Source organism: Psychromonas sp. L1A2 (assembly GCF_009828855.1).
Taxonomy (GTDB): Bacteria; Pseudomonadota; Gammaproteobacteria; order Enterobacterales; family Psychromonadaceae; genus Psychromonas.
On the sequence record NZ_WUAG01000002.1, the window covers coordinates 687,960 to 701,490 of the forward strand.

Consider the following 13,531-nt stretch of genomic DNA (forward strand, 5'->3'; position numbering starts at 1 on the left):
GTCACACTGATCATTAAATATTGATAAAAAAGGTAAAACAATGTGATAGAACAACTAATGTACCTTTTATATGAAGAGACTTAAATAACTCAGTTAATAATTAACGATATAATCAATGTGCTCTGCTTTAATTTATTAAACAAATATATACCCGTCACCATTCAAGATGTAAAAATCAGCCAGTCGAGAGGTCACAGATTCTAGGCATAAAGGTAAAGATCTAACGGGTTAAATCGAGATTTTATAACAATATATAACAATGTATAACAATGAAGGTGATTGCTTCACCACTTAACCTAAGCGTCGCCAACTCGAAAACCAATACCACGTTGTAACATTCGATAAAGAGCAGTTAGCCATTGTGATCATGTTATGCTTTGTCTTGATGTCCGAGTTAACGGCTACATAATGCCTCTTGATTGATAACGAGTATAATATCCAATAATTTAGTAAAGCTTTGTAATAAAGCGTAACATTAAAAATAAAATCAATGATTTAAAGCACAAAATTAGACAAACAATAAAGATCCAAATATTGTTGAAAAATTGCTATCATGCAATGATATCTAATCAAGCAATAATTTTTATCCGGAAGGTAAAGAGATAACCATGCAAGAAACCCCAGACAATAAGACTCACTTTGGTTTCAAAACCGTTGAAGAAGATAAAAAAGTTGAATTAGTGGCCGACGTATTCCATTCCGTTGCCGCTAAATATGACATCATGAATGATGTGTTATCTATGGGTATCCACCGCATTTGGAAACGCTTTACCGTCGACTGTTCAGGTGTTCGCCAAGGCCAAAAAGTCTTAGACTTAGCGGGTGGAACAGGCGATTTAACCGCAAAGTTTTCACGTATTGTGGGTGCAAAAGGCCAAGTGGTTTTAGCAGACATTAATGATTCGATGCTGAAAGTTGGCCGTACTAAATTACGTGATATGGGTATTGAAGGAAACGTAAGTTACGTTCAAGCTAATGCTGAAGAGTTACCGTTCCCAGACAATCACTTTGATTTAATCACGATTGCATTTGGTTTACGTAACGTGACGGACAAAGATAAAGCCTTAGCTTCTATTTACCGAGTGCTGAAGCCTGGCGGTCGTTTACTGGTATTAGAATTCTCAAAACCAGTTTACTCGCCAGTTGAAAAATTCTATGATTTTTACTCGTTCAATATTCTGCCTAAATTAGGTAAATTAATTGCGAACGACAGTGAAAGTTATCAATATCTAGCTGAAAGTATTCGTATGCATCCAGACCAAGATACGCTTAAAGAAATGATGAATAATGTCGGTTTTGAAGGAACAGAGTACTTTAATTTAAGTGCAGGTATTGTCGCTCTACATCGTGGTTATAAATACTAATCCGATATTGCAAATATTAACTAGTCACTTCTATAACGAGAGTCAACATGCCATTAACTAACTTACTGTGCGGTTTATTAGAAACAGGTGTAAATCAATTACATCAATTAGATAGTAGCGCTGTCATAAAACGTAAACAACTTAATGGCACTATCATCTCTGCAAGCTTAAAAGAACTTAATTTCCCGTTGTATTTTGTTATTTCAGAGCGACAAGTAGATGTATTAAATAAATTTGAAGGCCAAGCTGATTGTAATATTCGAGTCAGTTTTAGTGCCTTAAATAAGTTGCAAGATAACCATCAACTAACGCATTTAATTAAAACAGGGCAACTAGAAGTTGATGGCGATATTCAATTAGTACAGCAGTTTGCAAAATTATTGACGGATATGGATATCGATTGGGAAGAACATCTATCTGATAAAGTAGGTGATGTCATTGCACATAAACTTTGCTATCACGCTAAAAAGATCCATCAAGGTACTTTGGGTCAATTTAATAAAGTTGAAAGACAAACAGCTTTATATGTAACAGAAGAGATTAAACTAGCCCCTAGCGGTTTAGAAGTTGCTTATTTTTGCGAGCAAGTGAAAACACTAGAAACACAAGCTGATACATTATTACTAAGCCTTAACAACAAGCTAGAACAGTTAGAAGCAAAGTCGAATAAACGACTCGGTACTAACTCACTAGCTGGAAAATAAATGATAAAAATAACAGAATTAGCGCGCCTATATCAGATAAATAAAACGTTTATTGAATATGGTTTAATTGAGTTAGTCCCTAAAGCACAAATACCTAAAAGTTATTGGGTTTTACGACTTTGTTTATTTTGGTTACGCAATCAACATAAAGAAATGGGATTACCTGAACGCCTGCGCTTAAGTTTGCAATCCTTAGGACCTATCTACATAAAACTAGGGCAAATGCTATCTACTCGTCGTGATTTATTAGATCCTATTTATGCAGACCAATTAGCGCACTTACAAGATAATGTACCGGCCTTTTCTGGTGATTTAGCGATTAAACAAATAGAAAAGTCATTTCAACGACCAATTAATGAGATTTTTGATAACTTCGATGAGGTTGCGCTTGCTTCAGCATCGATTGCACAAGTTCATACCGCAACACTTAAAGAAGATGGCAGAGAAGTCGTCATTAAAGTAACAAGACCTGGTATTGCTAAAACCATTGCCGCTGATATTCAATTAATGAAATGGATGGCTTCATTAATGCAGCGTTTTTTAAAAGACGCTAAACGTCTACGTCCTGTTGAAGTGATCAGAGAGTACGAAAAGACTATTATCGATGAATTAGATTTGATGCGTGAAGGTGCTAATGCTATTCAATTACGCCGCAACTTTTTAAACTCTAAAGTATTATATGTCCCTGAAATATATTCAGATTATTGCACTAAAGATGCATTAGTCATGGAACGCATATATGGTATTCCAGTATCGGATATTGAGGCATTAAAAGCACAAAACACCAATTTAAAATTACTCGCAGAACGCGGTGTAGAAGCCTTTTTCACACAAGTATTTCGTGATAGTTTCTTTCATGCAGATATGCATCCAGGTAACGTATTTGTATCTTACGAACACCCTGAAGATCCACTTTGGATAGGTATTGACTGTGGTATTGTAGGAACATTAACCAACGAAGATAAACGCTATTTAGCAGAAAATTTCTTGGCCTTTTTCAACCGTGATTACAAACAAGTTGCACAATTACATATTGATTCAGGTTGGGTACCAGCAGATACGCCAGCAGAAGAATTTGAATTTGCTATACGCGCGGTTTGTGAACCTATTTTTGAAAAACCATTATCAGAAATTTCATTTGCTCACGTATTAATAAATTTATTTAATACGGCTCGTCGCTTTAATATGCAAGTGCAACCTCAATTAGTTTTATTACAAAAAACCTTACTCTATATTGAAGGTTTAGGGCGCCAATTATACCCACAGTTAGATTTATGGGACACCGCAAAACCATTTTTAGAAAACTGGATGCGAGAGCAAGTTAGCCCTCAATCACTGTTCAACAAACTAAAAGTGAAAGCACCCTTTTGGTTAGAAAAATTACCAGATATCCCAGAATTGGTTTATCACAACCTAGCGCAAACTAAACAAGTACAACAACAGCAACAATTGTTAATGCAGCGTTTTAATGATCAACAGCAAAAAAACAGTAAAAACCAAGTGATAACCTCTTTAGCGGTTACGCTGAGTATTATTACTGCTTTATTCTATCTACAGTCTGATGATAGTTTTAACTTGTATTTAACTATACCAGCAGTAATATCATGGATAATTGCTTGGCGGTTTAGTAACAAATCTTAATATCTTTAGTGGCTGATAAAAAATGCGACTAACATTAATCAATTATTCACATAAGCAGGCTTTCTTTACAAAGCATGCTTAAATCAATACACACAATGACTTACAACATTATTTTACATATAGGAAATATATTATGGGCGGTATCGGAATTTGGCAATTAGTAATTATTGCAGTGATTGTTATTGTTTTATTTGGCACTAAAAAACTACGCGGCATTGGTGGTGATTTAGGCGGTGCAATTAAAGGATTTAAAAAAGCAATTAAAGAAGAAGATACGTCTTCTCCTGAATTAGATAAAAAATCAGATGCTACCTTCAAAGAAGAGCAAAAAGCTGAAGCTGAAAAAAGCAAACAAGACTAAACCATTGATTTTAAAAGTAGCCTGTAATGTTTACAGTTATCTTTAAATAATGATGAGTTATAGGCGCTTATAAACTTCTAATGAGAAATATATTCTTAAAAAAGGCGGTTATAACAATGACCCGCAACAAGGTGTATTAATTAATGTTTGATATTGGCTTTTGGGAAATCATGTTGATTTCCGTAATAGGATTAGTCGTACTAGGGCCTCAGCGTTTGCCTATCGCTATTCGTACGGTTTTAAAGTGGGTTAATACTGCTAAAAGTATGGCGAACTCGGTAAAAAATGAAATATCTCAAGAGCTTGAATTACATGAAATGAATGAGAATATGATCAAAGCTAGCAAACAAGGCTTAGATAAAATAGATCCTGATTTAAAAGCGTCAATCGATGAAATGAAAGAGAATGTTGAGCAATTAACACGTCCTTATAAAAACAACGTTGATGATTTAATGAATGCTCAAGCTAAATCTCAAAAAGAAGCAAAAGCAGCCGAAACTGACACACAAGTCTTAACAGAAAGTGAAAAGTCAGAACCGATCATTTCAGAAGCAATGCTTTCAGAGCCAACACCTTCAAAAACAATACCTCAGCAGGAAAAATAATTAATGAGTGAGCAAGCATCAGATCAGGCACAACATAGTTTGCCATTAATTACTCACCTTTTAGAATTACGTGATCGTATTCTTAAGGTGGTTGTCGTGGTGTTAGCTATTTTCCTTAGCTTGGTTTATTTTTCAAATGATATTTACCACTATATTGCCATTCCGTTAACCAGTCAGCTGCCTGAAGGCTCAAGTATGATTGCCACAGGTGTCGCAACCCCCTTCTTCACGCCAATTAAATTGACCATCGTACTCTCTATTTTTATTGCAATACCTGCGATCTTATATCAAGTATGGGCTTTTATCGCGCCAGGTTTATATAAACACGAACAAAAACTCGTTGCTCCGTTAGTTATTAGCAGCGCTCTGCTGTTTTATTTAGGTATGGTATTTTCTTATTACGTTGTGTTTCCCTTAGTATTTTCATTTTTTACCAGCACAGCACCTGAAGGCGTTACCATCGCGACTGATATCAGTAGTTATTTAGACTTTGTATTGAAGTTGTTTTTTGCCTTTGGTTTAGCGTTTGAAATACCCGTTGCCACTTTATTACTCTGTTGGACGGGCGCAACAACACCTGAATCTTTAAAAGCAAAACGACCTTACATTGTAGTGGGCGCATTTATTTTTGGTATGTTATTAACGCCTCCAGATGTGATATCTCAAACCTTATTAGCTGTACCAATGCTTATTTTATTTGAATTAGGTTTATTATTTTCCCGCTTTTATGTGAAAAAGCCAGCGTCAGATGATGAGCTAGATCCAGAAGAAAACACCATCCACAAAGAGCCAAAGAACTAATGATTGATATTGGCGTTAACTTAACCAATAAGCGTTTTGATAAAGACTTAGCATCCGTCATTGAAAATGCCAAACAAGCAGGTCTCACCAAGTTAATGGTGACGGGCACTAATATTGTTGAAAGTCAGCAAGCGTTAGCTTTAGCCAAAGAAAATCCTAGTTTCATCTACAGTACAGCGGGTATTCACCCGCATGATGCAAGCTCAATGACAGCTGAATCAGTAGTGCAATTACGTGAATTATTAATGCAACCTGAAGTAAAAGCGGTCGGTGAATGTGGTCTGGATTTCAATCGAAACTTCTCAACACCTGCCGAACAAGAAAAAGCATTTATACAACAACTAGAATTAGCGGTCGAATATCAGTTACCTGTCTTTATGCATGAACGCGATGCTAACCAGCGTTTTATTGAATTATTAACGCCTTATATTAAACAACTACCTAGTGCGGTCTTACATTGTTTTACAGGCACTCAAGAAGAATTAGAGCGTTGTTTAGCTTTAGATTTACATATTGGTATTACGGGCTGGATATGCGATGAACGCCGAGGAACACATTTACTAGAATTAGTAAAAATGATCCCCAATAACCGTTTAATGATTGAAACAGACAGCCCTTACTTATTACCTCGTTCAATGCGTCCTAAGCCAAAATCAAGTCGCAATGAGCCGAAGTATTTGCCTTATATTGCGCAAACCATTGCACATGCTCGTCAGCAATCACTTTCAACATTTTTAAGTAATACCGAAAAAACAACACAGTCTTTTTTTAATTTAACTCAATAAAGTTTGTTGCTTTATATTCAGCTCTGCTCTGTATTCTTGCTCTGCTCTATGTTTAATATAGCCAAAGCATTAACTAAATTAAGTATTAAAGACTAAAAATAAAACAACATAGGAGGCATTATGGCCGTTTCTCAATCTTTTCCTGCTCGTCGTTTACGCCGTTTACGCAAACACGATTTCTCACGCCGTTTAGTACAAGAAAATCAATTAACGGTTAATGATCTAATTTATCCAATGTTTGTTGTAGAAGGGACTAACCGCCGTGAAGCGATCCCTTCGATGCCTGGAATTGAACGTTTATCATTAGATTTATTAGAAATTGAAGTCAAAGAGTTAGCAGCTTTAGGCATTCCTGCAGTAGCTATCTTTCCAGTGACACCAAGTGAAATAAAAACTGAAATGGCAGAAGAAGCTTATAACGAAAATGGCTTAGCTCAGCGCGCAGTCATGTGTATTAAAGAAACCTGTCCTGAATTAGGCGTGATCACTGATGTTGCATTAGACCCTTTCACGACACATGGTCAAGACGGTATTATTGATAGTGAAGGTTATGTACTTAATGACATTACTACCGAAATTCTAGTTAAACAAGCGCTTTCTCATGCTCAAGCAGGTGCCGATATTGTTGCACCTTCAGACATGATGGATGGTCGCATAGGTGCTATCCGTGAAGCACTAGAAAACGCAGGCTTTATTAACACACAAATCATGGCTTACAGCGCGAAGTATGCTTCTAGCTACTATGGCCCTTTCCGTGATGCAGTAGGCAGTGCAGGTAACTTAAAAGGTGCTAACAAATCAACTTATCAGATGGATCCCGCGAATAGCGATGAAGCGATTCATGAAGTTGCATTAGATATACAAGAAGGTGCAGATATGGTGATGGTTAAACCAGGTATGCCGTATTTAGATATTGTACGCCGTGTTAAAAGCGAATTGAAAGTGCCAACATTTGCTTACCAAGTGAGTGGCGAGTACGCGATGCATAAAGCGGCCATTGATAACGGTTGGTTAAAAGAAAGAGAATGTGTTTTAGAGTCTTTATTATGCTTTAAACGCGCAGGAGCAAACGGCATTTTAACCTACTTTGCAAAGCAAGTTGCTCAATGGCTGAAAGAAGAAAGTAAGTAGTTAATTTATAAAATTAATTCACATTAATAAATAATGGGAGCCATATTTAAGATATGTCTTCTGTTATTTATTAATGCTTTAAAATCGCTCTTCTTAAACAAGGCAAACTTAAACTTACATCAAAAATAATTACAAATTCAACGTTGAATGGTCATCGATTATTGAGTCTGCAATATCGGCTATTGAACATTTTTTTATCATTGATTGCTCTCTCAAAAATTTATAAGACTCTTGCTCTGTTATATTTTTCAATTCAGATAATATTGCTACCGCTTGTTCAACCTTCCTCCTTCCTTTTAACGTTTCATCTAAGGAGTTAATGCGTTTTTTTAATCTTTTTTCATGTTTAGAAAAACTTATCGCTGTCGTTAATACTGCTAATAAACCAAAAATACGAATAGGTTTCGAAATAACGCCATGCACATGAAAATAATCCAGCTCAACTAATATTTCAGGTGTTTCATAAGCAATAACACCAATGCGTGCAACACTTTCATCATTGGCCATCCAAGAAATAGAGTTTTTGTTATTTTTATTATCAATTAAAAAAATAACAACATCTATATCTTGTTCAAGCACTTTTGGAGCTGGCCAAACATAATCAATATTGCAACCTATTCGCTTAATATGATCAATTAATATCTTTCTATCTGAATCATCTGGGTGTATCACAAGAACACGCATTTGTCTTAAACGACGAATTAATTGATAATCTTTAGCTGAAGAGCTACTCATTAGTTACCTATACCTCAATGATAATTTAAACTTCAATAGAACGGTCATAAGCGATTAAATAAGGATCCGCTTTAATCACTGATGGTGATTCCCATAAAATATCATAACTTCCTTCTCTATTCGACTTTGCCACATAAGGCCTTAAAGTAAGGTGGTTCGTATCTAAATCTAAAAAAAGATCGCCACCAGGGGATTCAATTGACGCTTCTGAAAGCGCGGCTAGAATACTTTCAGTGTCGTCATACTTTGCAGATAATAAAGCATTAGCAAAAACATTAACAAGAGAGTAAGCCACTTCACTAAACACACAAGGACTTGTCTTTTCTCCAAAACGCGCTTTAAACTTTTTAATAAAAGCTTTATTAGCATCTGTTTCTAATGAAGAAAAGTAAGATGCGACTGATATATGTCCTTCCCTTTTATCTAGCTCTAAAGCTTGAATACTAGATTCAACTGCAGTTAAAGAAGCAAGAGGAGGTTTTACACCATCAAACTCTAATTCTGCATAAACACTATATAAATTAATACTATCTAAGCCAACAACCGTAGAAAAAATAACATCTGGTTTATTTTTTAGAATATCATTCAAATTTAATCTAAGGTCCGCAGCATCAGCAGAGAAGTTTAAATATTTTTCAGCAACTACTTTACCGCCACTGGCATTTAAGAACTCAGTAACCACACGGTTAATTTCTCTTGGGTATAAATAATCGAGACCTATTAGTGCAATATTTTTACCGTAGTTATTAAAAATATATTTTAATAGCGGCAATACTAATTGGTTAGGTACTCCTCCTCCATAAATAACATTAGGCGAATACTCGAACCCTTCATAAACAGAAGGATAAAAGAGGATCCCATTAAAACGCTCTATAATCGGAAGTACTGCTTTTCGACTAGAAGATAAACAGCAGCCAAAAATAATATTAACTCGATGTTTTAGTAACAATTCTGTTGCCATTTTAGCATACAGTAAATCGTCTCCTGCAGGATCTAAAATAATAGGTTCTAATTTCTGACCTGCGATCCCACCATTATTATTAACTTCTTCACACGCCAATAATACTCCACGTAAGTGAGAAGATTCAGAAATAGCCATAGGTCCCGACTGAGAGAAAAGAACACCAATTTTTATAGTTCTTTTTTCATACTCAGTATTTTTTACTGTATCTTGCATAAAAGTAGCTCTATTTTAATTATTTGTAGATAGTAATTAACTGTTTAGGTTTCAGTATATTAAATCAACAATAATGATTGCTGTTGATTTATAAGAAAATGCCTTTAAAAAGGTTAGGAAATACTTTTCTTTAAAGGCATTATCGAACTTGTTTACGTTCTTTATACTAAACCAATAGCAATGATTGAGTGCTTCTTTAATTTATACTGAATTTTTCTTTAAAGCACTTTCAAGTTTTATAGCAATCGCTAACAGTTTTTCATCTTCATTTGGTTTACCCATTAACATCATCCCAATTGGTAACCCTGATTTAGAGAGGCCAATAGGAATTGTCACACAAGGATAACCAGTCATATTACCTAATACACAAAACCACAACATACTTTTATGAGCATGCACTTTTTTTCCACCAAACTCTTGTTCTTCCTCATTTAAAGTGGGTGCAGTAACCGGTAAAGTAGGTGTTACAATAATATCCCAGTCTCCTAACTCATTTGCAAAGGTATGCATTAATTGACTACGCAATCTTTGCGCTTGTAATACATCTAATGCAGAGAGTTGCGAGCCTGCTTCTAACTTAGCCCTCAGCCCTGGTGAAAATCCTCCCGGATTTTTTTTCAATAAAGGTTGATGATAAGATGCCGCTTCACTAAAGATAATCGCTTCCCAAGCTTCATAGTAATTATCAACATGAGATAATCCAGCTTCTTTCACTACTACAGAGGAAGCTTCAAGCGCTGTCTTTACAGCAGTATCAATTTCATCACTTCGTTCTAACCCTTCGCCAGTTAAGTGAATAACATTGATTGCTTCGTTATGCTCTACTACTTTAAATTTAGCCGAAGAAACAGTAGATAAATCTTTTGAATCTTCACCTAAAAAATAGGGTAATAACAACTCAATATCTTTTAAAGAACTCGCTAAGGGGCCAGGAGCATCGAGTGACCAACTTAATGGTAAAACACCATGGCGGGATGCTCGCCCATAACTAGGTTTAAAACCATAAATACCACAAGCAGCTGCAGGCATTCTAATAGAGCCACCTGTATCACTTCCTAATCCTGCAGAAACAATACCAGAAGCAATAGCAGCAGCAGATCCACCGCTACTCCCACCAGTGACATGATTTGTATTATGGGGATTTAGCACAGGGCCAATATTAGAATTAACATTAGTAGGACTAAATGCCCATTCATCCATATTGGTTTTACCAAAGATAACAACACCAGCTGCACGCAAGTTAGCAATGATAGTCGCATCTTGCCCACTTGGTTCTAATGGCAAAGCGCCTGAACATGCTGTAGTAGGATAGTCTTTAGTCAGATAATTATCTTTAACTGCAATTGGAACACCATCAATTGGGCTAAGACAATTTCCATTTGCTCGGCGTTTGTCTGAAGCCACTGCTTGATCTAATGACTTTTCTCTATCAAGAACGACAAATGCATTTAAATAGGAGTATTCCTCAGCTTTATCAAGTGCCTTCATGGTTAATGAGACCGACGTTTCCTTTCCAGTAGCGAGATCCGCACATTGCTCTGTTAAGTTTTTATTATTTTTTAGCATTGAAAACTCCTGGGTTAAAAATATGAGCAGGCTCTTCAAATTGTGAGTCGAGAGGAATATTTAACCCAGCTCTAATTCGCTCTAGAATATCAACAACTTCTTGTTTTTGTTCAACGGTTAATGGCACGTTTACTTCTTTATCACTCATTTTTAAACTCCTAACAATTCTTTTTGTAAAGTTTTATTTGCACGTAAACTGTCTCGATCAATTTCCATATGAACCTCTCCTTTGTCCATTACATAGGCCCGTGTAGCGATAGATAAACAAAAATCTAAATCTTGTTCTGCAACAAGAATAGCGATGTTATTTTCTTTATTGATACGCTTTAAAACACCTGACATTTCATCAATAATCGAAGGTTGTACCCCTTCTGTCGGCTCATCCAATAATAAAATTTTAGGTCGAGTAGCAAGTGCCCGAGCAAGTGCTAAAACTTGTTGTTGACCACCAGAAAGTCCACCTGCAAGTTCATTTGCTTTAGGAACTAAAATAGGGAAATCTTCCATAAGTTCTTCCACGGTATTTTTGGGGTTATAACCATTTGATGCAGCAGCGACGGCAATATTTTCAATCACAGTCATTCGAGGAAATACGAATCGCCCTTGAGGCACATACCCTAACCCCATTTTTGCTCGCTTTGCAGGAGAATTAGGCATCGGTATTCCTTCGATTTCAGCATGCCCCGCCATAGCAGGTATCAACCCAGCGGCATAACGCATTACAGTAGACTTACCGACACCATTTCTTCCTAATAAAGCAACAATTTCTCCAGCTTTAACTTCTAAAGAAATATCACGAATAATCGTTGTTTTACCATATCCTCCAGTCGCATTAAGTATCTTAAACATGTTTGCGTCTCCCTAAATAAACATCAAGCACGCGTTCATCTTTACGTAACTCCTCGATATTCCCTTCGGCAAAGACTTCTCCTTGATGTAACATAGTGACATGCCCTTCCAAAGTACTTACAAAATCCATATCATGCTCAACGACTACTACTGTTGTATGTAAGGCAAGAGTACGAATAAGGAGTGATAGTTCACGAGTTTCTTCTTTCGTCATACCAGCAGCGGGTTCATCTAACAAAATGATGCGCGGTGCTAAACATAACACCATACCAATATCGAGCCATTGTTGTTGACCGTGAGAAAGAGCTGATGCATTTACACCTAACTGCTCTTCAAATCCCAACATACAAAGCACTTTATGGCTAATATCTAAAGCTATCTGTTGATCATGAGTACGTGAGTAGGCTGCAATCCAAAGATTATCTATGACAGAAAGGTCACCAAACACTTGAGGTTTTTGATTTTTAACTCCCATTCCCTTTTTAACACGTTCAAAAATAGGTGAAGAAGTAATGTTGTCGTCGCCTAAATTAACAACGCCACTTTCAGGCTGATATATTCCAACACAGGTTTTTAAAAAAGAACTTTTTCCTGCGCCATTCGCGCCAATCAATGAATATGGCTTGCCTGGTATAAAGTTACGATCAACTTTATTAACAGGTATGACACCACCGAATTTTTTAAACAGTTGAATGGTAGAGAAGTTTTTTGCTGGGCCAGCTTGTTTTTCAGCGTCAATAAGAATCTGTTTTAATACTTCAACATCAATTTTAACCGAATTTGTATTTCTAGCTGCAGCATTAGGGTCAGGTAAAAATTTTCGCCATAAGGAATCTAATGATCCTAAAATCCCATTTTTAAGAAATAGAACAAGCAGTATCAGCGTAACACCTAAAATTAAGGTCGTTTGCCCACCAGCAGCTCCCCCTAACACAAAGGACATAATACCTATCATTAATGCGCCAACAAAAGGGCCAGCAAGCGTCCCTAAACCACCAATTAAAACATAAATAGGCGGAAGAAAAGCTTCTTGAATAGAGAAGACAGAAGGACTTAAAAAATTTGACCAAAGCGCATAAAGAGTACCTGCAAGTCCAGCTATTGCACCTGCGTAGATAAAATTAAGTAGTTGATATTTTCGAACATCATAACCAAGCAATTCGGTTTTACTGCTATCAATTCGAATACAATCAATAATACGTCCAAAGTGACTATGCATTAATTGACGAGTTAAAAAATAGAGTATTGCAACAATAATGATAACCGTCATTAACGCTTGATTTGGGCCCAATGATTCAGCTTCAGCTCCAAAGCCAATAACAATGCCAGGAATATTAGATAAACCACTATCTCCGAGAACAGAAGCACTTCCGATATCGATTTTAAAAGTTTGTATTACCGACCAAAGCAATAAAGTAAATGTATAAGATAAAATAGTACTTTGTAACTCCCCCATACGAGCATAAAAGATCACATAACCTAGCAACATTGCTGATAACGCACCAAAAAGACTACCAATAGGCAAAGCCCAAATAATTGAATTCCCTGTAAGCTCTGAGAAATTAATAGCAGCAATACTGCCAAAATATCCCCCCATGCCATAAAATGCAGTTTGACCTAAACTTAGTAGTCCTCCTCTTCCCCATACAATATCAAGACTCATTCCTAATAGACCAAATATAAGCCAAGACGTAGAAACAAAAGCGAGGTAAGGATCAATTAAAAAAGCAGCGAAAAGTGCGGCAAGCGTAGCAATAGCAGGTAAGGTTAAACCTGCTGATTGATAAATTTTTTCTGATAAAGTCATAGTAT

14 protein-coding genes are annotated in these 13,531 nt (G+C 36.2%); 8 read left to right on the forward strand and 6 right to left on the reverse strand.

Annotated elements, in window-relative coordinates:
- The first annotated feature begins 608 nt into the window (after positions 1-608).
- From ubiE to hemB, 8 genes are all read left to right on the forward strand, one after another.
- Entirely contained in the window at positions 609-1,364 is a 756-nt protein-coding gene (ubiE, locus tag GQR59_RS13450) for a bifunctional demethylmenaquinone methyltransferase/2-methoxy-6-polyprenyl-1,4-benzoquinol methylase UbiE (RefSeq protein WP_160063524.1), read from the forward strand.
- A 47-nt stretch (positions 1,365-1,411) separates the two neighbouring features.
- The gene (locus tag GQR59_RS13455; protein ID WP_160063526.1) at positions 1,412-2,068 is read left to right on the forward strand and encodes a ubiquinone biosynthesis accessory factor UbiJ; all 657 of its coding nucleotides are present in this window, start codon (positions 1,412-1,414) and stop codon (positions 2,066-2,068) included.
- Positions 2,069-3,709 (forward strand): ubiquinone biosynthesis regulatory protein kinase UbiB, encoded by a 1,641-nt coding sequence (gene ubiB / locus GQR59_RS13460; protein ID WP_201288110.1) that lies wholly within the window; start codon positions 2,069-2,071, stop codon positions 3,707-3,709. It abuts the gene before it with no gap.
- Positions 3,710-3,842: 133 nt separating this feature from the next.
- A complete protein-coding gene (gene tatA / locus GQR59_RS13465) occupies positions 3,843-4,070 on the forward strand; it encodes a twin-arginine translocase TatA/TatE family subunit (RefSeq protein ID WP_160063528.1) in 228 nt (75 codons plus the stop codon).
- A 143-nt stretch (positions 4,071-4,213) separates the two neighbouring features.
- Positions 4,214-4,675 carry a Sec-independent protein translocase protein TatB gene (gene tatB, locus GQR59_RS13470; protein ID WP_160063530.1) on the forward strand — a complete coding sequence of 154 codons (462 nt, stop codon included), beginning with the start codon at positions 4,214-4,216 and terminating at the stop codon, positions 4,673-4,675.
- A gap of 3 nt (positions 4,676-4,678) precedes the next feature.
- Positions 4,679-5,476, forward strand: coding sequence for a twin-arginine translocase subunit TatC (gene tatC, locus GQR59_RS13475; RefSeq protein ID WP_160063532.1), 798 nt, complete (start codon positions 4,679-4,681; stop codon positions 5,474-5,476).
- Positions 5,476-6,261, forward strand: coding sequence for a TatD family hydrolase (locus tag GQR59_RS13480; protein ID WP_160063534.1), 786 nt, complete (start codon positions 5,476-5,478; stop codon positions 6,259-6,261). Before tatC ends, GQR59_RS13480 begins: the two co-directional genes overlap by 1 nt.
- A 120-nt stretch (positions 6,262-6,381) precedes the next feature.
- Positions 6,382-7,392 (forward strand): porphobilinogen synthase, encoded by a 1,011-nt coding sequence (hemB, locus tag GQR59_RS13485; protein WP_160063536.1) that lies wholly within the window; start codon positions 6,382-6,384, stop codon positions 7,390-7,392.
- Between the two features lie 129 nt (positions 7,393-7,521).
- Here hemB and GQR59_RS13490 read toward each other — a convergent pair whose 3' ends face one another.
- The 6 genes from GQR59_RS13490 to GQR59_RS13515 form a co-directional block, all read right to left on the reverse strand.
- Positions 7,522-8,127, reverse strand: coding sequence for an ANTAR domain-containing response regulator (locus GQR59_RS13490; protein ID WP_160063538.1), 606 nt, complete (start codon positions 8,125-8,127; stop codon positions 7,522-7,524).
- 25 nt (positions 8,128-8,152) lie between these two features.
- Positions 8,153-9,304 carry a transporter substrate-binding domain-containing protein gene (locus tag GQR59_RS13495; RefSeq protein ID WP_160063540.1) on the reverse strand — a complete coding sequence of 384 codons (1,152 nt, stop codon included), beginning with the start codon at positions 9,302-9,304 and terminating at the stop codon, positions 8,153-8,155.
- Between the two features lie 201 nt (positions 9,305-9,505).
- Positions 9,506-10,870 (reverse strand): amidase, encoded by a 1,365-nt coding sequence (locus GQR59_RS13500; RefSeq protein WP_160063542.1) that lies wholly within the window; start codon positions 10,868-10,870, stop codon positions 9,506-9,508.
- Positions 10,857-11,018 (reverse strand): hypothetical protein, encoded by a 162-nt coding sequence (locus GQR59_RS13505; protein ID WP_160063544.1) that lies wholly within the window; start codon positions 11,016-11,018, stop codon positions 10,857-10,859. The genes GQR59_RS13500 and GQR59_RS13505 overlap by 14 nt, the downstream gene beginning before the upstream one ends.
- Before the next feature lie 2 nt (positions 11,019-11,020).
- Positions 11,021-11,719 (reverse strand): ABC transporter ATP-binding protein, encoded by a 699-nt coding sequence (locus GQR59_RS13510; protein WP_025563241.1) that lies wholly within the window; start codon positions 11,717-11,719, stop codon positions 11,021-11,023.
- Positions 11,712-13,526, reverse strand: coding sequence for an ABC transporter permease subunit (locus GQR59_RS13515; protein ID WP_160063546.1), 1,815 nt, complete (start codon positions 13,524-13,526; stop codon positions 11,712-11,714). Before GQR59_RS13515 ends, GQR59_RS13510 begins: the two co-directional genes overlap by 8 nt.
- Positions 13,527-13,531: the final 5 nt, after the last annotated feature.

Excerpts from the sequence above, each read along its gene's own strand:
- ubiE (WP_160063524.1), top strand. The coding sequence starts at position 609 with ATGCAAGAAACCCCAGACAATAAGACTCACTTTGGTTTCAAAACCGTT.
- GQR59_RS13455 (WP_160063526.1), top strand. The coding sequence starts at position 1,412 with ATGCCATTAACTAACTTACTGTGCGGTTTATTAGAAACAGGTGTAAAT.
- ubiB (WP_201288110.1), top strand. The coding sequence starts at position 2,069 with ATGATAAAAATAACAGAATTAGCGCGCCTATATCAGATAAATAAAACG.
- tatA (WP_160063528.1), top strand. The coding sequence starts at position 3,843 with ATGGGCGGTATCGGAATTTGGCAATTAGTAATTATTGCAGTGATTGTT.
- tatB (WP_160063530.1), top strand. The coding sequence starts at position 4,214 with ATGTTTGATATTGGCTTTTGGGAAATCATGTTGATTTCCGTAATAGGA.
- tatC (WP_160063532.1), top strand. The coding sequence starts at position 4,679 with ATGAGTGAGCAAGCATCAGATCAGGCACAACATAGTTTGCCATTAATT.
- GQR59_RS13480 (WP_160063534.1), top strand. The coding sequence starts at position 5,476 with ATGATTGATATTGGCGTTAACTTAACCAATAAGCGTTTTGATAAAGAC.
- hemB (WP_160063536.1), top strand. The coding sequence starts at position 6,382 with ATGGCCGTTTCTCAATCTTTTCCTGCTCGTCGTTTACGCCGTTTACGC.
- GQR59_RS13490 (WP_160063538.1), bottom strand. The coding sequence starts at position 8,127 with ATGAGTAGCTCTTCAGCTAAAGATTATCAATTAATTCGTCGTTTAAGA.
- GQR59_RS13495 (WP_160063540.1), bottom strand. The coding sequence starts at position 9,304 with ATGCAAGATACAGTAAAAAATACTGAGTATGAAAAAAGAACTATAAAA.
- GQR59_RS13500 (WP_160063542.1), bottom strand. The coding sequence starts at position 10,870 with ATGCTAAAAAATAATAAAAACTTAACAGAGCAATGTGCGGATCTCGCT.
- GQR59_RS13505 (WP_160063544.1), bottom strand. The coding sequence starts at position 11,018 with ATGAGTGATAAAGAAGTAAACGTGCCATTAACCGTTGAACAAAAACAA.
- GQR59_RS13510 (WP_025563241.1), bottom strand. The coding sequence starts at position 11,719 with ATGTTTAAGATACTTAATGCGACTGGAGGATATGGTAAAACAACGATT.
- GQR59_RS13515 (WP_160063546.1), bottom strand. The coding sequence starts at position 13,526 with ATGACTTTATCAGAAAAAATTTATCAATCAGCAGGTTTAACCTTACCT.